The organism is Luteibacter rhizovicinus DSM 16549, assembly GCF_001887595.1.
Lineage (GTDB): Bacteria > Pseudomonadota > Gammaproteobacteria > Xanthomonadales > Rhodanobacteraceae > Luteibacter > Luteibacter rhizovicinus.
This window is the reverse complement of record NZ_CP017480.1, coordinates 4472494-4493979: the sequence shown is the minus strand read 5'-3', so window position 1 is coordinate 4493979 and position 21486 is coordinate 4472494. Positions and strand designations below refer to the sequence as shown.

The window sequence follows — 21486 nt, the reverse complement described above, 5'->3', positions numbered from 1 at the left end:
GACCTGGCGTCCGCTATATGAGCAACTGGCTGGCACCGACCCCATCCTCCCCCGAGTCGGACACGCGTGATGCGCGTCCCTTGTTGGTGTCACTACGGTGGTTTCCCACCGCGTTACCTCGAAGGTGTTAGCGGCACCGCAGCCGATAACTTTAGAGCATATTCGGCAAGAACTAAGGAAAGTGAGAACGGGTTCCGCTTTTCCGTCTTCACGAATGTGATGGAGTCAGGTATGGCGTCAGGCCTGAAGCGGCCAGTGCGAGAGCAGCCCCGGGTCGACTCCCACCCGGCGGCAGGAGCGTGAGGCCACCCCCTCGGTCAGCGCCACGCGGAAAAGCGGGGCCATGCCGCGCAGGGTGCCACGGGCCAGCTTCGCCTTGCGCAGGTCGGCGTCGCTCCTCTGCAACAACGACGCGGCCCAGTCGGGCAGCAGTGCTGCTCCCGCGTGCAGGAAGAGGTCGCGCGAAAGCCCGGCCATCGGTACCGGCAGATCCAGTCGGCCGAGCACCTCGAGCACGACCCGCGATCGCTCGCCGAACACCAGCGACGGCAGGACGCGCGCGATATACGCATCCATCTCGGCGACCGAACGGGGGACATCGCGTGCGCCCAGGGCTTCGGCCACGCGCCGTGTCTCGTCGAGATAGGCGTCGGCCACCGGGGCGGACACGGTCATGGGCCCGTAGGACCGGTAGCCGGCGAGGAAGCTCGACATCTCGCTGACGTGCACCCAGGTGAGCAGGTCCGGATCGTCAGCGGCGTAGGGAAGGCCCGCCTCGTCCAGTCCACGCACGTGGCCATGGATCGTGCGGACGCGCTCGATCATCGCCTGGGCGTCGTGGGTCGGGGCATAGGTGGTCGCGCCGACAAAGGCCGTGGTCCGGCGCAGGCGGCCGACCAGATCCTCGCGGAAATTGGAGTGATCCCACACGCCGGCCAGGGCGCGCGGATGCAGCAGTTGCAGGTAGAGCGCACAGAGGCCCCCGGCGAGCATGCCGCAGAAATCCGAATGCATGCGCCAGGTCACGCTGGAGGGGCCGAACAGGCCCGGGTCGCCGGCTGGGTGTTCGTAATCGATGCCGCCGGAGGGCGGCCGCGGAAACGCCGTGAGCACCCAGCGCCGGATCGGCGCAGAGGCAGGACGGAGCAGCCGCGCGAAGGCCGTCATCGGCTCAGTCTCCCGACCACCAGCCTCGCCACTTGAAGAACCACACCGGCAGGAGCGTGCTGAGGATGATCACGCCCAGCGCGATGGGATAGCCGTAGGGCATGTTGAGCTCGGGCATGTCCTTGAAGTTCATGCCCCAGATGCCGGCCAGGATGATCGGTGGAATGGTCGCGACCGAGGCGACCGTCAGCACCTTCATCACGTGGTTCTGGTCGGTACTGATGAAACCGAGCGTGGCATCGAGCAGGAACTGCAGCTTGTTGGTGAGCTGGTCGTCGAACTCGTCCAGCGTGCGCAGGTCATGGTCGACCACGCGCAGGCGCACTTCCACGTTGTCGGACATCCACTCCGGTTTCTTGGCGCGTACGAAGGAGACGATGCGCTGCACGCCCAGCATGGACGAGCGGTTGCGTGCCTGCAGGCCTTCGAGCCGGCCGATCTCCAGCATGATGTCGCGCAGCAGCGGGGTGCCGAGCCGCTCCGGGGTGAATACGCGGTCGGAGAGCTTCTTCAGCTCGGCCGAGACATCTTCCATGCGCTGCGCGGAGAGGTTCACGATGGCTTCGATCAGGGTCGCGAGCACGTCGGCGCTGGATTCCCAGCGATGCTCGTGGCAGCTGTCGCTGGCCAGCTTGAACGCGGGCGACTCGGCGAAGCGCAGCGTCATGAGCACGTGGTTGGTCACGACGATGCCGACCGGGCCGGGATAGTGGCCGTTGTCGGTATCGGCGAAATAGGGGATGGAGAGGTACATGGCGTCGTCGTCCGTACGAATACGGCTGGACAGCGCCAGGTTCACGATGTCGCTTCGCTCGGGCACGCGCAGGCCGGTGATCTCGGCGGCGCAACGGCGTTCGTCTTCGTTGGGGTCGAACAGGTCGATCCAGATCGGCGCTTTCGGCTTGCCCATCTCGGCGGACCACGTGATGGGGCCGGAGTAATTGCCGTGTTCGTGAACGATCAGCACGTGCGAGGGTGTCCTTGGCGACCTGGGAGCGCCACCGGCAAGGCCGGTGGCGCGGGCAGTTTACGCTTCCAGCGTCGCGTCCATCGTGATGGTGGCCTTGAGCACCTTGGACACCGGGCAGCCTTGCTCGGCCTGCTTGGCGATGGCCTCGAAGCCGGCCTGATCGGTGCCGGGCACCTTTGCCTTCACGGTGAGGTGGGCCTTGGTGATGGTGAAGCCGTCGCCGTCCTTCTCCAGGGTGATCGTGGACTTGGTCTCGATCTTGTCGGCGGTGAGGCCGGCGGCGTTGAGCAGGCCGGACAGCGCCATGCTGAAGCAGCCGGCGTGCGCGGCGCCGAGCAACTCCTCGGGATTGGTGCCCGGGCCGTCCTCGAAGCGGGACTTGAACCCGTACGGGGCTTCCTTAAGGACGCCGGTCTGGCTCGAAATGACGCCCTGGCCGTCCTTGATCCCGCCTTGCCATACTGCTGATCCCCACTTTTGCATGATGCTCTCCTCACTGGTGATGGAATGCCGCTTCGAACACGCGCATGCTGATCCACGGACGTTACCGGCCGATGCATCCACATAATGCGAAAGGTCGCCCTGCCTTGATTGGAGAGAACGATGAGCGATACGGCAAAACCGCTTGAGATCAGTCACGACACCGCCAACCAGCTGTTCGTGGCCAAGGTGGATGGCTATGACTGCGAGCTGGAATACCGGCTGCAGGGCAAGATCATGAGCATTACCCATACCGGCGTGCCGTCGCCGGTGGGCGGCCGGGGCATCGCTGCCCTGCTGACCAAGTTCGCGGTGGAAACCGCGGAAAAGCAGCATTGGAAGATCGACCCGGCCTGCGCGTACGCCGACGCCTGGTTCAAGCGGAATCCGGAGTACAGCCACCTATTGGCGCAAGGTGCTGCCCGAACCTGAACGGACGTGCTAGTTTTCGTCCTCCCCATTCAGATTCAGGGTCACCTATGCGTACGAAGTGGATTGCCGCCGCCGTGGCGCTTGCCTGTGCGGGCGTTGCTCAGGCCGACACCGCCGTAAAGGCCGACGACGCGGCGAAACCCGCGGATCCGCGTATCGCCGCGATCCTCGACTCGCTGGGCAAGGTCCGCACTGTCGAATCGGTGGCCCTGTCGCCCGATGGCAAACACCTCGCATGGGCCGTGAAGACCAACGGCAAGCCGGTCATCGAAGTCGCCGACGCCGACGGGCGCAACGCGAAGCGCATCACCAAGTCCAGCGGCTGCAGCGAGATCGGCGTCAGCTGGGCGCCGGACTCGCGTCACCTGGCTTTCCTTTCGGACTGCGCCGGCAAGGCGCCGGGCGTGGAAGAGGGCAAGCAGAATGACATCAACGTGGTCGACATCGCCGGCAAGGCCGCGCCGCAGCGCCTGACCCACCTGACCGGCTACATCGACGGCCTGGAATGGCGTCCGGACGGCAAGGCGCTCGCCTTCCTCTATGTGCCCAACGCCACCCGCCGGTCCAGCGCGACCGCCGCGGCGAAAGTGCAGACCGGCGAAGTCGGCGTCGAAGGTATCGAGATCCAGCAGGTCGCCATGGTCGAGGCCACGGGTGGCGCGGTCACCACGCTGACGCCGGCCGGCCTGCACGTCTATGAATTCAGCTTTGCGGCGGACAGCCGCCGCATCGCCTATGTCGCCGCCGAACCGCCGGGCGACAACAACTGGTGGGTCGCCAAGCTCTACGTGCAGCCGGCCGCGCCGACCGCCAAGGGCAAGCCGGTGACGGTGGTCGACACCGCCACGCTCACCGGTCCGCTCAAGGACCTGCAGATGGCCGTGCCGCGTTTCTCGCCGGACGGCTCGCGCATCGCCTTCATCGGCGGCCTGATGAGTGACCAGGGTTCCACCGGTGGCGACATCTGGACGGTACCCAGCGCCGGTGGCGCCGCGCCGGTCGACGTGACGCCGGGCATCACCACCACGCCTGCCTGGATCGCCTGGACGGGCGCCGACGAACTGCTTGTTTCCGAGGCTGCGGCTGGCGCCAGCCGGGTGTCGCGTTACGCGCTTTCGGCCAATGGTGAGGCCTCCGCGACGACCCTGTTCGAGGTTCCGATGACGATCGGCGACGGTCGCCTGTCGATGTCCGTGTCGCTCACGACCGATGCCAGCAAGGCGGCCTTCACGGCCAGCTCGTTCGAGCAGCCCTATGAAGTGCACGTCGCCAGCCTCGACGGCAAGGCCACGCCTGCCGCGGTCACCGCGTTCAACGCCGGCCTGAAGCCGTCGTGGGGCAAGGCCGAATCGATTACCTGGAAGAACGAAGGGCAGAACGTGCAGGGCTGGCTGCTGTACCCGGCCAACTACAACCCGAAAAAACACTACGGCATGATCGTGTCGATCCACGGCGGTCCGGCGGCGGCCGTGACGCCGCGCTGGCCGGGTGCGGGTTACGGTGGCGCGCCGTTGTCGGCCCTGGGTTATTTCGTCTTCATGCCCAACCCTCGCGGCAGCTATGGCCAGGGTGCGGCCTTCGTCCAGGCCAACCGCAAGGACTTCGGTTACGGCGACCTGCGCGACGTGCTCGCCGGCGTCGATAGCATCGAAAAAACCCATCCCGTCGACGATAAGCGCCTCGGCCTCACTGGCTGGAGCTACGGCGGCTTCATGACCATGTTCGCGGTGACCCAGACCCATCGCTTCAGCGCGGCGGTCGCCGGTGCGGGCATCTCGAACTGGCAGAGCTATTACGGCCAGAACCTGATCGACCAGTGGATGAAGCCGTACTTCGGAGCCTCGGTGTATGACGATCCGGGTGTCTACGCGAAGAGCTCGGCGATCAACTTCATCAAGGAAGTCCGCACGCCGACCCTGATCGTCGTGGGCGAACGCGATGCCGAAACGCCGGCGCCGCAGTCGTTCGAGTTCTGGCACGCGCTGCGCGCCCAGAACGTGCCGACGTCGCTGGTGGTTTATCCGGGGGAGGGGCACGGTTTTGCGCGCGATGCCAGCCGGCGTGACGTGTTGGCCCGGGCCCTTGCCTGGTTCGACCGTTACCTTCCGGCCAGCGCGAAGTAGCGTTTCCCCAACGGTGGTTGACTGAACGACCATCATGGATTGCGTTTTTCCGCCGACCCATCATCATTCGGGCTGGTTTCGACACTAAAGTCGGGGGTGGTAGTGGCCGATACTCCCAAGGGAAACGTCTTGTGCAGGGCCGGAGCGTGGCGTGCTGACAAATCGTAGCGATGCCGGCTTCGACCTGGCGATGGCGAAGTGCGCTCGCTGGTCCCTCATCGGGTCCGGCGAGGGCGACCGCTGCTCGGGTTTCAGCACGGTCGGTGCCGGCCTCGGCTGGCTGGTCGCCCTTCTCGTGGTCAGCGCGCTGGCTGGCCTGGTCATCGGCTGGCTGTACACCCAGCGCCGCCGTCTCCATGCTCGCCTGAAGGATCCGCGTGAGCAGGCCCGCCGTGCGCTCGCCTTCCACGCCTACCACGACACCCTCACCGGGCTGCCCAACCGCGCCTACCTGATGCAGGAGCTGGAGCAGGCACTGGCCTCGGGCGAGACGAAGTCGCTGGCGGTCCTGTTCATCGATCTCGACGGCTTCAAGTCGATCAACGACACGCTGGGTCACGAGGCCGGCGATGCTTTCCTGCGTGCCGTGGCCACGTCGCTACGTAGCAGCGTGCGAGAGCGCGACGTGGTGTCGCGCTTCGGCGGCGACGAGTTCGTCGTCGTCGTGCAGGCATACGGTGGCCTCGAAAACCTCGTGCGGGTCTGCCGCAAGGTGCTCGACCTGGTGTCGCAGCCGGTGAACGTCGCCGGCCAGTTCGTCGCGGTGAGTCCGAGCATCGGCATCGCCGTGGCGCCGCGCGATGGCGACGTCGCCGAAACCCTTATCCGCAACGCTGACGCCGCCATGTACGCGGTGAAGGAAACCGGCAAGGCCGATTTCCGTTTCTACGAAGAGGGCATGCTCGAGCAGGCACGCGAGCGGCTCGCCCTGACGGTGGAGCTGCGCGAAGCCCTGCAGCGCGGCGAGCTGGACGTGGAATACCAGCCCAAGCGCAATCTGCGCGACGGTTCGTTGGCGGGTGTCGAAGCCTTGGCGCGTTGGCACCATCCCACGCGCGGCGACGTGCCACCTGCGATCTTCGTGGCGATCGCCGAACGCTCCGCCCTCATTCATGCGCTGGGCGAGTTCGTGCTTCGCTCGGTGCTGGCGCAGGTGAAGCTGTGGGATGCCTCGGGTACCCACGTCGACTATGTCGCCATCAACCTTTCCATGCACGAACTCAGTCGCCCGGCCTTCGTCGAGACGCTGGCCCGCACGGTGCGCTCCTACGGCGTGGATCCCATGCGCATCCGGTTCGAGTTGACCGAGTCCACGGCCATGCGCGAGCCGGAAGAAACCCTGCGCCAGCTGGTCAAGTTGCGTTCGCACGGTTTCGACCTGCTGATTGACGATTTCGGTGCCGGCTACTGGAACCTCGGCCACCTTCGCGAGCTGCCCGTCGGCACGATCAAGATCGACCAGTCCTTCGTGCGCGGCAGCGGCTTGAACCTGGTCGACCGCGAGATCACCGAAGCGATCGTCGGCCTGGCCAAGAAACTCAACATGCGCACCATCGCCGAAGGTGTGGAAACCGAAGCCCAGGCCGACTGGCTGCGCGAGCTCGGTTGCGACGTGGGGCAGGGCTACTTCTTCGCACGACCGATGACGCCAGACGCGTTCCGCCGCTATCTCGATCCGTCGTTGGTCTATGCAGGCTGACGCACGGCCGCGCCGCATGCGCTTCACGCGCTTGCGCGCTGGCATCCTCGCGGTGGCGCTCGCACTTGTGGGAGCCGCTCCTGTGGGAGCCGCTTCAGCGGCGATAGCCAGTTCACCGGCAGCCCCATCGCCGGCACAGCCGGCTCCCACACAAAGCTTGCCGGCACAGCCGGCTCCCACACAAAGCCAGGCAGCCGCCGCTGTGCCTGCCCCTGTGGGAGCCGCTTCAGCGGCGATGCCTTCCGCCGCACCGGCCCCCACCGTCGGACTCGACCCCTGGGCCGTCTACGAGACGGCCTGGTTCGACACCGTCGGTGTGGCCGACGGCTTGCCGCACTCGACCACCACGTCCATCGTGCAGGACACGCGCGGGGTGATCTGGATCGGCACGTTCGGTGGCCTGGCCCGTTACGACGGCTACCGGATGCAGGTCTTCGGCCAGGAGCCCGACTCTTACGCCGGAGCGGTACTGCCCGACGCCTACGTGCGCGACCTCATGCCCCTGGCCGACGGTGGCTTGCTGATCGGCACGAACGCCGGTGGCCTCGTGCGCTTCGATCCGGTGACGACGCGTTTCCACGTCTATCCGACCGGTCCCGGTGGTACCTCGAACGGAAAGATCTTCGCGATCGCGCGCGCACGCGAACGCAACGCGTTCTGGATCGCCACCGAAAGCGGCATCGATCGCGTCGACGTGAGCACGGGCAAGATCACCCGGGAATCCGGCCAGCCCGGCGACGCGAAGGACATGCTCGCGCGCACCTTCGTCGTCGCCGAAGACAAGGCGGGCAATCTCTGGGCAGGGGCGGACAACGGCCTGTTCGTCCGTCGTCCGGGCGAGCGCTTCCAGCGTGTGGTCTCGACCGATCCAGCCGTCGACGAGATCCTCCACGACCAGGTCTGGGCCCTCTTCCAGGACAGCCAGTCGCGCCTGTGGGTCGGCACCGGCCAGTCCGGTGCCGTCTACATCGACGCCCAGGGACATGCGCAGCTGGTACCGGGCTTCTCCGGCAAGAACGGCATGGCCCGTCGGCGCACGGTGCGCGCTTTTCATGAGACGCCGCAGCATGTGCTCTGGGCCGCGACGGACGGCGCGGGCGTGGTCACCTACGACTTCAACACGCACCAGCTGCGGATACTGAGCCACGATGCGGCCATGCCCTCGTCGCTGCCGGGTGACATCACGCGCGACATCTTCCAGGACAGCACCGGCAACATCTGGGTCGCCACCGAGCTCGGCGCGGCGCATTACGACCCGAACGGGCGCAAGGTGTTTTCCGTCCTGCCTTCGCCGCTGCAGTCGCATACGTTGTCCAACGCCAACGTGCACTCGGTCTTCGTCGATCCGCGCGGCCGTGTGTGGCTCGGCCTGGGCATGGGCCGCATCGACGTGCTCGACCTGGGCAAGGGCACGATGCACCACCTGCAACTCGGCGGTGAGCAGGCCGAGCGCGACGTACAGGCCTTCGTCGTCGCGCCGGATGGCTCCATCTGGGCCGGCGCGCAAGGTATCTCACGCATCGACCCGGACACGTTCGCCCTGCACAGCTCGATGATTCCGAGCCTCGACGGCCGGCTGATCCTGTCGATGCAGCGCAACGGCAACGAAATCCTGATCGGCGGCTACGACGGCCTTTTCCAGTACGACACGGTCACCGGCAAGCTCATCCAGATGCGCCATGATCCCGCTGATCCGGCCAGCATCGTGGGCGACCAGGTGCGCCACATCGTGCGCATGCCCGACGCCTGGTGGTTCGCCACGATCAGCGGCATCAGCATCGCTTACGACGGCCAGAAGGGCTTCGTGAACCTGCGCCACGACCCCGCCGATCCGACCAGCCTGCCGCAGGATTACACCGGCTCCATGGTGTTCGACTCGCACCATCGCCTGTGGCTGGGCACGTTCGGTGGCATCGCCTACCTGGACACCTTCAATCCGCATGGGCCGTTCCGGTTCAGCCTGATCGGTGCCCGTGAGGGCCTGGTCAACAGCAAGATCAATGCGCTGCTGGTCGACCACGACGATCGCGTCTGGGCATCCATGGCCAACGGCGTGGCCGTGGTCGACACCGCCAGCCACCGTGTCTCGGACCTTGGTATTCGCGACGGCCTGCGCATTCCCAGTTATATCCATCGCGCAGCGGCCGAAGCTCCCGGCGGCGAACTCATGTTCGGCGGTCTCGGTGGCCTCACCGTGATTCGTCCGTACTGGGTGGCGCCGCAGATCGTGCCGCCGCGCATGGCCGTGACCCACGTAAGCGTCAACGACAAGCCCTTGCCGCTGGCCGACATGCCCGAAGATGGCGGCCGGATCACCATCGGCGGGGACGGTCGAAACCTGCGCGTGGATTTCGCCTTGCTCGACTACCGGGCACCGATGGAAACGCATTACGCCTACCGCATGGACGATGCGGATACGGGCTGGAACGAAGTGGCGCGCGGCATCCCGCCCAGCGCGATCTACACCAACCTCGCCAGCGGCACGTACACGTTGCGCCTGCGCGCGACGATGCGCGGCCTGGACGCGCGCACCGTGGAGACCTCGGTACGCGTCGATGTCACCCCGCGCTGGTACGAAAGCCCCTGGACCCTGCTGGCCGCGGTGGCGCTGGCCGTCGCCGCCTTCTTCGGCCTGGTCTCGCTGCGCACGCTCTACCTGCGTCGGCGTGCGGAGTTGTTGCAGGCCCAGGTCGATGCCCGTACGCGCGACCTCAAGGCCGCCAACGAACGCCTCGACCATCTCGCCGGCACCGACGAGCTCACTGGCTCACTCAATCGCCGCCGCTTCCTCGAACAGGCGGAGCGCGTACGCCAGGGTGCGGCCAACGACGGCATCCCCTTCAGCCTGGTGTTGCTGGACATCGACGACTTCAAGACGGTCAACGACACCTTCGGTCACCTGGCCGGCGATACGGTGATCCGCGAGACGATGCGGGTGATCTCGTCGATGTGCCGCGCCGACGATCTCGCCGGCCGCTTCGGCGGCGAGGAGTTCATCCTCTGTCTGCCCGGCGCATTGGCCGAGCATGCCCTGGACATCACCGAGCGCGTCCGCCACGCGCTGGCCGCCCTGGTGATCGTGCACGGCGACTATCGCATCCGCATCACGGTGAGCGCCGGTGTCGCGATGTGGCGCTCGCCGGAGTCGTTGAACTCGTTGCTGGGGCGCGCGGACGAGGCGCTGTACGAGGCGAAGAACGACGGGCGTAATCGTAGTCGTATCGCCGGGTTGTAAGAAATCCTGCTTTAGTCGCGGAAATTATCGAACTGCAGCGGCAGTTCCACATCCGCCTTGCGCAACAGGGCCATCGCCGTCTGCAGGTCGTCGCGCTTCTTGCCGGTGACGCGGACCTTGTCGCCGTTGATCTGCGCTTCGACCTTGAGCTTGGCTTCCTTCATCGTCGCGATGAGCTTCTTCGCGATCGGCTGCTCGATGCCCTGCTTGATGGTGATCTTCTGGCGAGCCTGGGCGAGGTTGGTTTCGACCTTGCCCAGGTCCATGGCGCGGACGTCGATATGGCGCGCCGCCAGGCATTCGCGGAGGATCGGCATCAGCTGCTCGAGCTGGAATTCGTTGTCGGCCTTCAGCGTGACGGTGCTGTCGTCCAGTTCCATGCCGGCGGAGGTGCCCTTGAGGTCGAAGCGGCTCGTCACCTTGCGGTTAGCCTGGTCGATCGCATTGGTCAGTTCGTGCTTGTCGACTTCCGAAACGATGTCGAAGGAGGGCATGGCGGGGATCCTTGGGCTCGGGGCGAGGTCAACAAGTTTACGCGAGGGCGCTACCATGTGTGTTTGTACGGTGGAAAATCCAGCATGGAATACGACGTCCTCGTCGTCGGGGCGGGCGCGGCAGGCCTGATGACGGCCATCGTCGCGGGCGGCCGCGGCAAGCGCGTGCTGGTCGTGGACCACGCCAACCGGGCCGGCAAGAAGATTCTGATGTCCGGCGGCGGGCGCTGCAACTTCACCAATACGGCTACGACCCCGGCCAATTTTCTCTCGGCGAACCCGCATTTCTGCAAGTCCGCGCTGGCGCGCTACACGCCGTGGGACTTCATCGCCATGGTCGACAAGCACCGTATCGCCTGGCACGAGAAGTCGCCCGGGCAGCTGTTCTGCGACGATTCCTCCAAGCAGATCGTGCGCATGCTGCTCGACGAATGCGCCGCGGCGGGCGTTCGGGTGGAGATCAACTGCGCGGTGTCCCGCCTGCGCGCCACGGAGACAGGCTTCGGCGGCGACACACCGCTCGGCCACGTACGCGCGGCTTCCGTCGTGGTCGCCACGGGTGGCCTGTCGATTCCCAGCCTGGGCGCCACCGGCTTCGGCTATGAGCTGGCCAAGCAGTTCGGCCATGCGGTGCTGCCGTTGCGTGCGGGGCTCGTGCCCCTGACCCTCAGTGGCAAGCACCAGGAGCGCTTCGACGGCCTGGCGGGTGTGGCGCTGCCGGTCGAGGCGGCGGCGAACGACGCAAGTTTTCGCGACGCCTTGTTGTTCACCCATCGCGGCCTGAGCGGTCCCGCCATCCTGCAGATCTCGTCGTACTGGGAGCCGGGCACGGACCTGCGCGTCGATCTGCTTCCGGGAATGGACGCCGCCGAGGCGCTGCTCGAAGGCCGCGCCGAGCGTCCCCTGGCTGAACTGAAGACGGTGCTGGCTGGCTTGCTGCCACGACGCCTGGCCGAGCGACTGTGCGAGATCTGGCTGCCGAACCGACCTATGCGGCAATACCGTGACGCCGAGTTGAGGGACATCGGCGCACAATTGGCCAGTTGGCCGGTGGTGGCCAGCGGCACCGAAGGCTATCGCACGGCCGAGGTCACCCTCGGCGGCGTGGATACCGACGAAGTTTCGTCGTCCACGATGATGTCCAAACGCCAGCCCAGCCTGTATTTCGTCGGCGAAGTGCTCGACGTCACAGGCCACCTGGGTGGCTACAACTTTCAATGGGCCTGGGCCTCCGGCAATGCCGCCGGCCTGGCCGTCTGACGCGGAGTAACGCAATGCGGATCGGTTTTCTCGGACTGGGCAACATGGGTACCGGCATGGCCGGCAACCTGATCAAGGGCGGCCATGACGTGACGGTGTGGAACCGCTCGGCCGACGCGGCCAGGCCGCTGGCAGAGCAGGGCGCGACCGTGGCCGCGAAGCCGGCCGATGCCGCCACCGGTGCCGATGTGTTGCACAGCATGCTGGCCAACGATGCCGCGGTGCGCGAGGTCATCCTCGACAGTGGCGTGCTCGATGCGCTGCCCAAGGGTGCGGTGCACGTCAATCACGCGACGATTTCCGTGGCGCTGGCGCAAGAACTGATCGAAGCGCACGAGAAGCGCGGTCTGGGCTACGTCGCCGCGCCCGTGTTCGGCCGCCCGGAAGTCGCCGCGGCAGGCAACCTCAACGTGGTCGCCTCCGGCAAGCCGGACGCGGTGGCCAAGGTGCAGCCGCTGCTAGAGCTGATCGGCCAGAAGGTCTGGCCGATGGGCGACGACCCGATTCGCGCCACGATCGTCAAGATCGGCGGCAATTTCCTGATCGGCGCCGCGATCGAGAGCATGGCCGAGGCGACCACGCTCACGCGTGCCCACGGTGTCTCGGCGGCGGATTTCCTCGACGTCATGTCGAATTCCTTGTTCGCCTCGCCGATCTACAAGATCTACGGCGGGATGATCGCTGCGCAGACCTATACGCCGGCGGCGTTCAAGCTGAGCCTTGGCTTCAAGGACATCGGCCTGGCGCGCGCCGCCGCCGACGCCAAGCGCGTGCCCATGCCCTTCGCCAGCGTCCTGCACGATGCCTTGCTGGAGTCCCTGGCGGCGGGCGACGGCGAGCTGGATTTCTCCGGCCTGGCCCGCGTGGCCGGCGCCCGGGCACGCCTGAAGGATTGAAAGCGAGCCCGATTTCGGCAAGCCTTCACAATCATTACCCCTGCGGGTCCGCAACAATCGGATCCGCACACTGCTGTGCAGCTGAGGACGGACATCATGACGGTAAGCTGGAAGACGGTATACGAAGGCATGCACGAAGGTCGCAACGTCACGGTGAAGGAGTCCAACGACGGCACCTTCAAGCTCGCTACCAAGCAGATCTACCATGACGAAGGCATCGCCTACCAGGAAGGCAGCCGCTACGTGCACGTCTCGCCGGCCAGTGTCGGCGAAGAAGTGGAAGTCGAAGCGAACTCGCGCGATTCGCTCGAGGAAGCCCTGAAGGAACTGCATTTTTCGTCGGAAACGGTCAGCGCGATCGGCGGCAAGCTGGCCTGACGGACAGCGCTGCGTTTCTGCCATGATGGGGGCTCGTTCCCCCATCCCGGCGAGTACCGTCCATGGCAGAAACGATGTCCCCCACGATGGAACGCACCGTTCCTCGTGTCCTGATGTGCGCACCGACGTTTTTCGAAGTCAGCTACGTCATCAACCCCTGGATGACCGACCACGTCCACAACACCACGGCCGAGCGCTCACGCCGGCAGTGGGACGCGCTCCGGGAAACGGTCACACGTCATGCGGATGTCGCCCTGGAGGAGCCCGCCCACGGCCAACCGGACATGACCTTCGCCGCCAACGCCGGCCTGGTCTTCGGCAATACCTTCGTCCCCAGTCGCTTCCGTTATGCCGAACGCCAGGGCGAGGAAGCGCCTAACCGCGACTGGTTCCGCCGCCACGGCTTCGACATCGTCGAGCTTCCCGATGACGTGTTCTTCGAAGGCGCAGGCGACGGCCTGTTCGATCGCGGCGTCTCGCGTCGCCTGTGGATGGGCTACGGCCATCGCTCCGACCAGGCCGCGGCGCCCGCACTGGCTTCGCTGCTCGACGTCGAAGTGTTGCCGCTGAAGCTGGCCGATCCACGCTTCTACCACCTGGACACCTGTTTCTGCCCCCTGGCGAACGGCTACACGCTGTATTTCCCGGCAGCCTTCGACGCGCCATCGCTGGCACTTATCGAGAAGCACATCCCACCCAGCCACCGACTCGCCGTGCACGAACACGACGCCCTGGATTTCGCCTGCAATGCGGTGAACCTCGGCAAGGTGGTGATCCTCAACCGCGCGAGCCCGGATCTGCGATCCCGCCTGGAAGGCGCCGGCTTCATGGTGATCGAGGTGGCCCTGGACGAGTTCATGAAGTCGGGCGGCGCAGCGAAGTGCCTGACGTTGCGACTCGATGAGGTCGTCGGGACGTAGCCGCTTGTGTGGGAGCTGCTTGATGTGGGAGCCGCTTCAGCGGCGATAGCCAGGTTGCCAGGATCTTTTTCGCAAGCGGATAGCTCGCTCCGCGAGCTCATGTCCTTAGCGGCGTTCGCCGCCACACGCCGAAGCGCTTGCGAAAGCCGCGAGTGGCAAGGCCCTTGGGGCCGCCGGCGCAGCTCTTCGAGGCGGGCGGTAGCTGCTCGCTCGCTCCGTCAGTGAGTCGGGGCCGCCCTCAGCTCATGCGGCCCCAAGGGCCTTGCCCCTCGCGGCAGCGAACACTGAGGTGGCATGTGGTCGAGCGCACCGCCCGTAGGAGCCGACTATGTCGGCGAACCCTCAACCGTAATATCGCGACTGAGGCTGTGCGTCGCATCGTGCAGGCGGTTTAACCGCTCGCCAAATCATCGGAATGCCTCTTTCGCACACTGGAGAGCCCGAGGGTTCGCCGACGCAGTCGGCTCCTACAATGGCGTCGACGCTTGCCGGCGGTGCGCTCGACCTCACGCAACCTCACGGCACGGTGTCGCGGTCGGGTTGGCTCTGGGGGCCGCATGAGCTGAGGGCCGCTCAGTTCCATTGCAAGCGAAAGCGTAACTACGGCCCGTCTCGAAGAGCTGCGCCGGCGGCCCCCAGGGCCAACCCGACTGCGACTCCCCAGCAGCACGAGCGTGAGGCGGCTATGCCGCTTAAAACATGCGCTCGCGAAGCGGGCGGTCTTCTGCCAAGAGCATCGCCGATGAATCGGCTCCTACACAAAGCCGTGCTTCCACATCGAGCAGGTCTATTTGGTGGCGCGTCGTTTTGCCAGCCAAGTGTCGAGCGCATTGGCAAACGCCTGCCGGTCGCGCGGGTGCATCGTGGCGGGGCCGCCGGTGTTCACGCCGGAGCCGCGGAGTTCTTCCATGAAATTTCGCATGGAAAGGCGCTGCGCGATCGTGTCTTTCGTGTACATCTCGCCGCGTGGGTGCAGGGCCAGCGCGCCTTTTTCGATCGCGAAGGCCGCCAGCGGAATGTCCTGGGTGACGACGAGATCGCCCGGCTCGACGCGCCGTACGATCTCGTCATCGGCGACGTCGAAACCGCCCGGTACCTGGATCGAGCGGATGAAACGCGAGGTCGGCGTGCGGATCCAGGCGTTGGCGACCAGGGTCACGTTGACCTGCTCGCGCTCGGCGGCGCGGAACAGGATGTCCTTAATCACGTTCGGGCAGGCATCCGCGTCGACCCAGATCTGCATGCTCAGGCGTCCGTCCAGTCCACGTGGCCGTCGACGATCGTGTTGGTGCAGCCGCCGACCCACACGGCTTCGCCGTCGATGCGGATGATGATGCGCGCGTCGTGACCCACTTCGCGGCCCTGGCTGACCACGTAGCCCTTGGTCAGCGTGCCGCTGGTGTCACGCGCGGCGACATAGGCGGCGATGAGGCCGTTGGCGGCGCCGGAGGCGGGGTCTTCCACGATGCCGACGCCGGCCGGGAAGGCGCGCACGGCGAGACCTTCGGCGGAACGGGCGAAGACACAGAGGCCGAGGGTGTCGGTGGCGAGGGCAAGTGCGCGGATCGCGGCGTGATCGGGGCGCCAGCCGCGCAGCGCGGTCTCGTCGGCGAACTCGGCGACCCACCAGCGGCGACCGCCTTCGACGCAGGCCGGGGCGAGGGCGCCGAGCTTGACGCCGTAAAGGACGGCGGACAGCGTCTCACCGGCGCAGGAGGCGTCGCCGACGACGCGTGCCTTGGGCGACTGCACGAACAGCTCGCGCGCCTTGCCGTCCTTCTCCACGCGGATCGGCAGCACGCCGGCACCGCATTCCTGCCAGATGATGCCGGCGGCGTCGGGGGTGACCAGGCCGGCGTCGAGCGCGGCGTGGGCGCTGCCGATGGTCGGGTGGCCGGCGAAGGGAATTTCCTTGGTCGGGGTGAAGATGCGCGCCCGGTAATCGGCGCCTTCGGCGCGCGCGGGCATCAGGAAGGTGGTTTCGACCAGGTTGGTCCAATGGGCGAAGCGCTGCATGCGCTCGTCGGACCAGCCCTTGGCGTCGATGACGACGCCCAGTGGATTACCGCCGCCGTGACGGGCGGCGAAGACGTCGAGCTGCTTGTAACGAATGGGGGACATCGGTCGTGCCGGGAGCGGGGGAGGTCGGCCATGATAGCCGTCCATCGCCGGGTCGGCATGGGCCCGGGGGTTCGACATCGCCGCGCGTTACCGCCAAGATGCGGGCTGGCTCGGTCCCCAAGGACGCTGTTCGTCGCATGATCACGCTGCTTATCATCCTCGTGACCTCCGTGGTCTCGTTCTTCGCCTTCAGCAACCGCCGCCTGATGGACGACCTGATCCTCTGGCCGCCCGCGCTCTCGCGCAGCCGTGAGTACTACCGGCTGGTGAGCTACGGCCTGGTCCACGCGGACTGGTCGCACCTCATCTTCAACATGTTCACGCTGTACTTCTTCGGTCGGACGATGGAAGGCCTTTACACGCAGGCGATGGGCCCGCTGGGCTTCGTCACCTTCTACATCGGCGCGCTGCTCTTCTCGATCCTGCCGACGTACATGAAGAACCGTAATAACGCCTCGTACCGCAGTCTGGGCGCCTCCGGTGCGGTGTCGGCCGTCCTCTTCGCCTACGTGCTGATCAGCCCCTGGTCGAGCATCTACGTCTTCATCGTCAAGCTGCCGGCGATCATCTACGCCGTGCTTTTCGTGGCGTATTCGATCTACATGGACAAGCGCGGCGGCGACAACGTGAACCACAGCGCGCACCTGTGGGGCGCGGCTTACGGTGTGATTTTCACCATCGCGCTCGAGCCCTCGCTGCTGCCCCGGTTCATCGCGCTGCTGTCACAACCCAGCTTTTCCTGACCCGCAACCTGAATTTTTCCGAACCATTTATGTGACTTCGGACGACAGCTGATACATCATGCGTTTGTCCGGATCGAACGCCACCCTTTTCCAAGTCATCCGGCATGCACGCGGGTCTTCCCCGGTGGGGCAGTTCGCGTCGGCTACTAACGTAGGAGGAGTGAACGCATGGCTACCCGTAAATCCGCCGCGAAGAAATCCGCGGTAAAGAAGACCGTCGCGAAGAAAGCGGGCGTTCGCGCCGCTGCCAAGAAGACCGCACGCAAGGCCGCCGCCCGTCCGGCAGCGGCGAAAAAGGCTGTCGGAAAGTCGGCAAGCAAGAAGTCGGCTGTGAAGAAGACGGCGGTCAAGAAGTCAGCCGTTAAGAAGTCGGCGGTGAAGAAGTCGGCGGTGAAGAAGGCAACCGGCAAGAAGACCGCGGTCAAGAAGGCGGCGGGAAAGAAAACGGCAGTCAAGAAAGCCGTGAAGAAAGCCGCAGGCAAGAAGACTGCCGTCAGGAAGTCCGCCGCGAAGAAAGCGGTCAAGAAGACCTCCGCACGCAAGGCTGCCGTAAAGAAGTCGCCGGCACGCAAGGTCGCGGCCACCAAGGCTTCGCCGCGTAAGGCCGCCAGGAAAGCCAGCACCAAGGCCTCGGCTCGCAAGGCCCCGGCTCGTAAGACGGCTGCTACGAAGGCCGTCCGCAAGGCTCCGGCTCGCAAGGTCGCCGCCACCAAGGCGCCTGTAGCGAAGGCACCCGCACGCAAGACCCCAGCTCGCAAGGCCGCTGCGCCCGCCAAGAAAGTCCAGGCGACGCCGGTATCGAAGTCCGTCGCCAAGCCCGCGCCGACCAAGCGCAGCGCGAGCGCGCACACGATCGAGCAAAAGCCGGTATCGCGCGTTCCGGCGACCAGCACGCCGCGCAAGCCGCCGTTGACTGTCGCCCCGGCTGCGTCGTCGGCACCCACGCCTGTCGCCAAGGCGAAGCCGGCCGCAAAGCCCCGTCCGAAGCCGGCGCCGAAACCCGCTGCGAAGCCGGCCGAGCCGACCACCACGGACGAGCCGGTTCAGCACATCAGCCAGGAAGAGGCGGTTGCGCACATCCAGGCCCTCCTCGAAGCCAAGCGCGAGCGCGATCGTCAGCCGCCGTCGTGGCCGACGGGCGAGAACGGCAACGGCGTCCCGGCGTCGCAGCCTGGCAACGAGTCGACCCCGCCGTCGCCGACCGCCGCTTCGCCTGAGGCCAACTACGCCAACGAGGCGCATCAGCGCGGCGATCAGCAGAAGAACAAGGGCTGATCAGCTCGGTCTGACGTCGGCGAAGGCTGAATGAAGGGGAAGGGTCGCTTTCGCGACCCTTTCTTTTTTAGCGGGCGTTCAATCGCGCAGGCGCAGTGTCGAAGTCGTTCCTCACCGTTGTTCTCATCAGAGACTTCCTATGCGTCGTGCGCATTCCCTGCTTCTGGCTCTCGCGGCAACCCTGCCGCTCGCGGGTTGCTACTACGACCCGGGCTACGTTCGCAGTAGCTCCGGCGGCGACGCGTACTACGGCACGGAAACGACCACGGTCGTTCAACCGGTGGGTGGGTATTACGACCCTGGCTACGGTTACGGCTATGGACCGGGCTATTACGGTGGTTACTCGAACATTGCCGTCGGCTCGGTCTGGTATGGCGGTCGGGGTTACGACCGCGGATACGACCGTCGCTACTACCGCGACCGTGACGGACACGATCATCCGCGTCCGCCACCGCCGGGTGGCTGGCACGACCGTCCGGGCGATGGCGATCATCGGCCGCCGGGCGGTTGGCAAGGTGGTATCCATCAGCGTCCGCCAGGTGGCTGGCAGGGCGGCGATCATCAGCGTCCACCGGGCGGCTGGCAGGGTGGTGGTCGTCCGCCGTCGCAAGGCGGGCAGGTTGGCAATCGACCCTCGCAGGCGCCGGGCAACTCGGGTGGACATCCGGGTGGGCGCGGTAACTACCGAGGTAACAGCAACCGCGGCGATCACTGAGGGCCTGACGCCGCTGGATCATCGGTGATCACTCTGCCGGGATGACGACGCGGCGGTGACCTACAGCGAGTGACGGACTCCGACCCCGTCATTCGCACCTAGGCTGGGCTGCCGTCCGTCGGCCTTCCTCGTGGCGCTTCGCGCTCCATCGTTTTCGCTCATCTCGCTTGCCCTTTCCGCGCTGCTTGGCTGCACGGCGGTGCAGGGATGTGCGTGGCTTCCGGCGCTGCCGTGGTCGGTCGTCGCCATGGTGATCGGCCTGGTGGTAGCCGTCACATGCCGTTGGTCTCCTGCACGCCATGTCGCCGTGGTCACGTTGTTCGCGGCATGGGCAGCCGTGCAGGGTGCTCGCGGCGTGGCCGCTCGCCTGCCTCCGGAGCAGGAGGGTCAGGACGTCGTCGTTACCGGCCAGGCGACGGATCTTCCGCGCGCACGGGGTGGCGACGCGTCGTTTCTCTTCGTGCCTGACACGGTGGATGGCGCAGCGCCGTGGGCTCGCGGCAAACTTCGGCTCAGCTGGTACCGCACGCACGTCGTGCCGGCCCCTTGCGAGCACTGGCGACTGACGGTTCGCCTGCGACGTCCTCGCGGTAACGTCAATCCAGGCGGAGGGGACGCGGAGCGTACGGCGCTGCAGCGCGGCATCATCGCCACGGGCTACGTGCGCGCCGCTACGGACAACGCACGCATCGCTCCCGGTCGCTGTGTGGATGCCTGGCGAGACGGCGTAGCGCGGGCACTGGACGAGCGCCTCGGGGCCGCTGACGCACGCATCCTGAAGGCCCTGGCCGTTGGCGATACGCGTGGGCTCGACGCTGCCGACTGGGATATCGCCCGTGCGACGGGCGTCTCGCACCTCATCGCCATCTCGGGATTCCATGTCGGTGTCGCGGCCGGCGGTGGTGTGCTCGCGATACGGCTTCTTTACGCGTGGTGGCCCTTGCTAGGGCTGTGGCTACCGAGGCAGATCGCCCAGGCCTTGCTCGGCCTGCTGGTGGCAGGCGGCTACGGCATGCTCGCCGGTCTGGGCCTGCCGACCGTGCGCACTTTGCTGATGATCGGCGTTGTCGTGCTCGCCGGAATGTCGCGACGTCGCGCGGGTGGTCTGTCGCTGCTCGCGTTTGCGATGCTCGCGGTGCTCGTTTTTGATCCGCTGGCCGTGCTGTCGGCGGGGTTCTGGTTGTCGTTTGCCGGCGTTGGCTTTCTCATCTGCTGCGTGGCGCCACGGTCGCGAGGTTTTGTCGGATGGGTCAGTGAATTGCTTCGCGCGCAGGCGGCGATGAGCATCGCGTTGCTGCCGTTATCTCTATGCCTGTTCGGCAGCACGTCGTTGATGGGCTTTGTCGCCAACCTGATCGCGGCGCCGCTGGTGAGCTTCGTCGTGGTGCCGCTGACCTTGCTCGGCTGCGTGCTGTTGCCCCTGCCATCGCTTGCAGGGCCTCTGTTAGCCGGCGCTGCGTGGATGCTGGGCGGCCTGTGGCAGCTGCTTGCGCAGTTGGCGCGCGTGCCCGGCGCTCAGTTGACCGTGGCGGACAGTGGCGTGCTGCCGGTCGTCCTCGCTACCGCCGGAGCGCTGTGGCTCTTCACGCCGCGTGGCGTTCCCTTACGCGGTTACGGCGCGCTGCTGTTCCTGCCTCTGTTGATGCCACCGCGTGATATGCCAAAGCCGGGCGCGTTTCGGGTCTGGGCGCTGGACGTCGGGCAGGGACTCGCTGTGATCGTGCGTACGCGACAGCACACGCTGATCTATGACACCGGTCCGGCCTATGGTGGTGGCCGGGATGCGGGTGCAGGCATCGTGCTGCCCTCGATCACGGCACTGGGGCTTGGGCCGGTCGACACGCTCGTGGTCAGTCATGGCGATATCGATCACGCGGGCGGGGCGGCTGCCATTGTCGATCGTTATCCGGCGGCGCGGAGGCTATCGGGCGAACCGGGGCGGTTGTCGTTTGCGGCAGATCGGTGTACGTCGAAGACGAGCTGGAGTTGGGACGATGTCGTGTTTCGTTTCACCGACGTCCCGGGCAGTGAGCAAGGCAAGACCGCGAGCAACGATCGTTCCTGCGTGCTTTCGATCGAGGGGGAAGGGGGCCGCCTGTTACTCACTGGCGACATCAGCGGCAAAGCCGAGCGCCGCATCAATCGCGAGGCGCTGTGGTCGGACCTGCCGACGGTGACGACGGTGGCGCATCACGGCAGCAAGCATTCGTCCGATGTGCTTTGGTTGCGTGCCGTGCAGCCGGATCTGGCGATCGTGTCGGCGGGGTGGCGTAATCGGTTTGGGCATCCGCATGCGTCGGTGTTGGCGCGGCATCGGGATGCGGGGGCTGAGGTGCTTAATACCGCCGCGAGCGGTGCGGTCCGGGTCGACTTTCCTCGTGACGTCCTGCCACGCGTCGCCCGGGAATGGCGTCGACCGACTGGGCGTTATTGGCGCGAGTGAGGGTCTGGGATCGATACTAGCTGAGAGGGCGTTCTCACCTATTCGATAGCGGTGACTTCGATACCCACTGGCTTGCACGAATTGACTGAAACCACTCCTGGAGATGCGATATCGACGATACGGCCGATTACGGTC

The 21486-nt window shown here is 66.1% G+C and carries 18 protein-coding genes; 12 read left to right on the top strand and 6 right to left on the bottom strand.

Annotation, left to right across the window (positions count from 1 at the left end):
- Nucleotides 1–237: 237 nt before the first annotated feature.
- From BJI69_RS20545 to BJI69_RS20535, 3 genes are read right to left on the bottom strand one after another with little or no spacing between them, the layout of a single operon-like run.
- Nucleotides 238–1167, bottom strand: a complete 930-nt coding sequence (locus BJI69_RS20545) for an oxygenase MpaB family protein (RefSeq protein WP_046969346.1) — start codon at nucleotides 1165–1167, stop codon at nucleotides 238–240.
- Between the two features lie 4 nt (nucleotides 1168–1171).
- Nucleotides 1172–2134, bottom strand: coding sequence for a CorA family divalent cation transporter (locus tag BJI69_RS20540; protein ID WP_052767367.1), 963 nt, complete (start codon nucleotides 2132–2134; stop codon nucleotides 1172–1174).
- Between the two features lie 60 nt (nucleotides 2135–2194).
- Nucleotides 2195–2620, bottom strand: coding sequence for an OsmC family protein (locus BJI69_RS20535; protein ID WP_046969347.1), 426 nt, complete (start codon nucleotides 2618–2620; stop codon nucleotides 2195–2197).
- Nucleotides 2621–2740: 120 nt separating this feature from the next.
- On the opposite strand from BJI69_RS20535, the gene BJI69_RS20530 reads away from it, so the two are divergent.
- From BJI69_RS20530 to BJI69_RS20515, 4 genes are all read left to right on the top strand, one after another.
- The gene (locus tag BJI69_RS20530) at nucleotides 2741–3049 is read left to right on the top strand and encodes a GNAT family N-acetyltransferase (RefSeq protein ID WP_046969348.1); all 309 of its coding nucleotides are present in this window, start codon (nucleotides 2741–2743) and stop codon (nucleotides 3047–3049) included.
- A gap of 47 nt (nucleotides 3050–3096) precedes the next feature.
- Entirely contained in the window at nucleotides 3097–5172 is a 2076-nt protein-coding gene (locus tag BJI69_RS20525) for a S9 family peptidase (RefSeq protein WP_071925050.1), read from the top strand.
- Nucleotides 5173–5323: 151 nt separating this feature from the next.
- A complete protein-coding gene (locus tag BJI69_RS20520) occupies nucleotides 5324–6871 on the top strand; it encodes a putative bifunctional diguanylate cyclase/phosphodiesterase (RefSeq protein WP_052767368.1) in 1548 nt (515 codons plus the stop codon).
- 235 nt (nucleotides 6872–7106) lie between these two features.
- Entirely contained in the window at nucleotides 7107–10106 is a 3000-nt protein-coding gene (locus BJI69_RS20515) for a ligand-binding sensor domain-containing protein (protein ID WP_052767369.1), read from the top strand.
- An 11-nt stretch (nucleotides 10107–10117) separates the two neighbouring features.
- On the opposite strand, the gene BJI69_RS20510 is transcribed toward BJI69_RS20515, so the two are convergent.
- The gene (locus BJI69_RS20510; protein ID WP_046969350.1) at nucleotides 10118–10600 is read right to left on the bottom strand and encodes a YajQ family cyclic di-GMP-binding protein; all 483 of its coding nucleotides are present in this window, start codon (nucleotides 10598–10600) and stop codon (nucleotides 10118–10120) included.
- Nucleotides 10601–10684: 84 nt separating this feature from the next.
- On the opposite strand from BJI69_RS20510, the gene BJI69_RS20505 reads away from it, so the two are divergent.
- The 4 genes from BJI69_RS20505 to BJI69_RS20490 all read left to right on the top strand — a co-directional run bounded on the left by BJI69_RS20505 (nucleotide 10685) and on the right by BJI69_RS20490 (nucleotide 14054).
- The gene (locus BJI69_RS20505; RefSeq protein WP_046969351.1) at nucleotides 10685–11860 is read left to right on the top strand and encodes a BaiN/RdsA family NAD(P)/FAD-dependent oxidoreductase; all 1176 of its coding nucleotides are present in this window, start codon (nucleotides 10685–10687) and stop codon (nucleotides 11858–11860) included.
- 14 nt (nucleotides 11861–11874) lie between these two features.
- Complete coding sequence (locus BJI69_RS20500) at nucleotides 11875–12756, top strand: NAD(P)-dependent oxidoreductase (protein ID WP_046969352.1); 882 nt, start codon at nucleotides 11875–11877, stop codon at nucleotides 12754–12756.
- 96 nt (nucleotides 12757–12852) lie between these two features.
- Nucleotides 12853–13134 carry a hypothetical protein gene (locus BJI69_RS20495; RefSeq protein WP_046969353.1) on the top strand — a complete coding sequence of 94 codons (282 nt, stop codon included), beginning with the start codon at nucleotides 12853–12855 and terminating at the stop codon, nucleotides 13132–13134.
- Between the two features lie 86 nt (nucleotides 13135–13220).
- Nucleotides 13221–14054, top strand: a complete 834-nt coding sequence (locus BJI69_RS20490) for a dimethylarginine dimethylaminohydrolase family protein (RefSeq protein ID WP_046969354.1) — start codon at nucleotides 13221–13223, stop codon at nucleotides 14052–14054.
- 787 nt (nucleotides 14055–14841) lie between these two features.
- Here the strand turns inward: BJI69_RS20490 and BJI69_RS20485 are convergent.
- Together BJI69_RS20485 and BJI69_RS20480 are read right to left on the bottom strand one after the other, a co-directional pair.
- On the bottom strand, nucleotides 14842–15297 hold the full coding sequence (locus tag BJI69_RS20485; RefSeq protein ID WP_046969355.1) for a YaiI/YqxD family protein: 456 nt from the start codon (nucleotides 15295–15297) through the stop codon (nucleotides 14842–14844).
- Nucleotides 15298–15299: 2 nt separating this feature from the next.
- On the bottom strand, nucleotides 15300–16175 hold the full coding sequence (locus BJI69_RS20480; protein WP_046969356.1) for a PhzF family phenazine biosynthesis protein: 876 nt from the start codon (nucleotides 16173–16175) through the stop codon (nucleotides 15300–15302).
- A gap of 137 nt (nucleotides 16176–16312) precedes the next feature.
- Between BJI69_RS20480 and BJI69_RS20475 the strand changes: the two genes are divergently transcribed.
- The 4 genes from BJI69_RS20475 (at nucleotide 16313) to BJI69_RS20455 (ending at nucleotide 21351) form a co-directional block, all read left to right on the top strand.
- Nucleotides 16313–16918: a rhomboid family intramembrane serine protease gene (locus tag BJI69_RS20475; protein WP_046969357.1), complete on the top strand. Its 606-nt coding sequence runs from the start codon at nucleotides 16313–16315 to the stop codon at nucleotides 16916–16918.
- Between the two features lie 168 nt (nucleotides 16919–17086).
- Nucleotides 17087–18193, top strand: a complete 1107-nt coding sequence (locus tag BJI69_RS22565; RefSeq protein ID WP_154670755.1) for a hypothetical protein — start codon at nucleotides 17087–17089, stop codon at nucleotides 18191–18193.
- Between the two features lie 139 nt (nucleotides 18194–18332).
- Nucleotides 18333–18908: a hypothetical protein gene (locus tag BJI69_RS20460; protein WP_052767371.1), complete on the top strand. Its 576-nt coding sequence runs from the start codon at nucleotides 18333–18335 to the stop codon at nucleotides 18906–18908.
- 130 nt (nucleotides 18909–19038) lie between these two features.
- A complete protein-coding gene (locus BJI69_RS20455) occupies nucleotides 19039–21351 on the top strand; it encodes a DNA internalization-related competence protein ComEC/Rec2 (RefSeq protein WP_078023385.1) in 2313 nt (770 codons plus the stop codon).
- Nucleotides 21352–21486 lie beyond the last annotated feature (135 nt).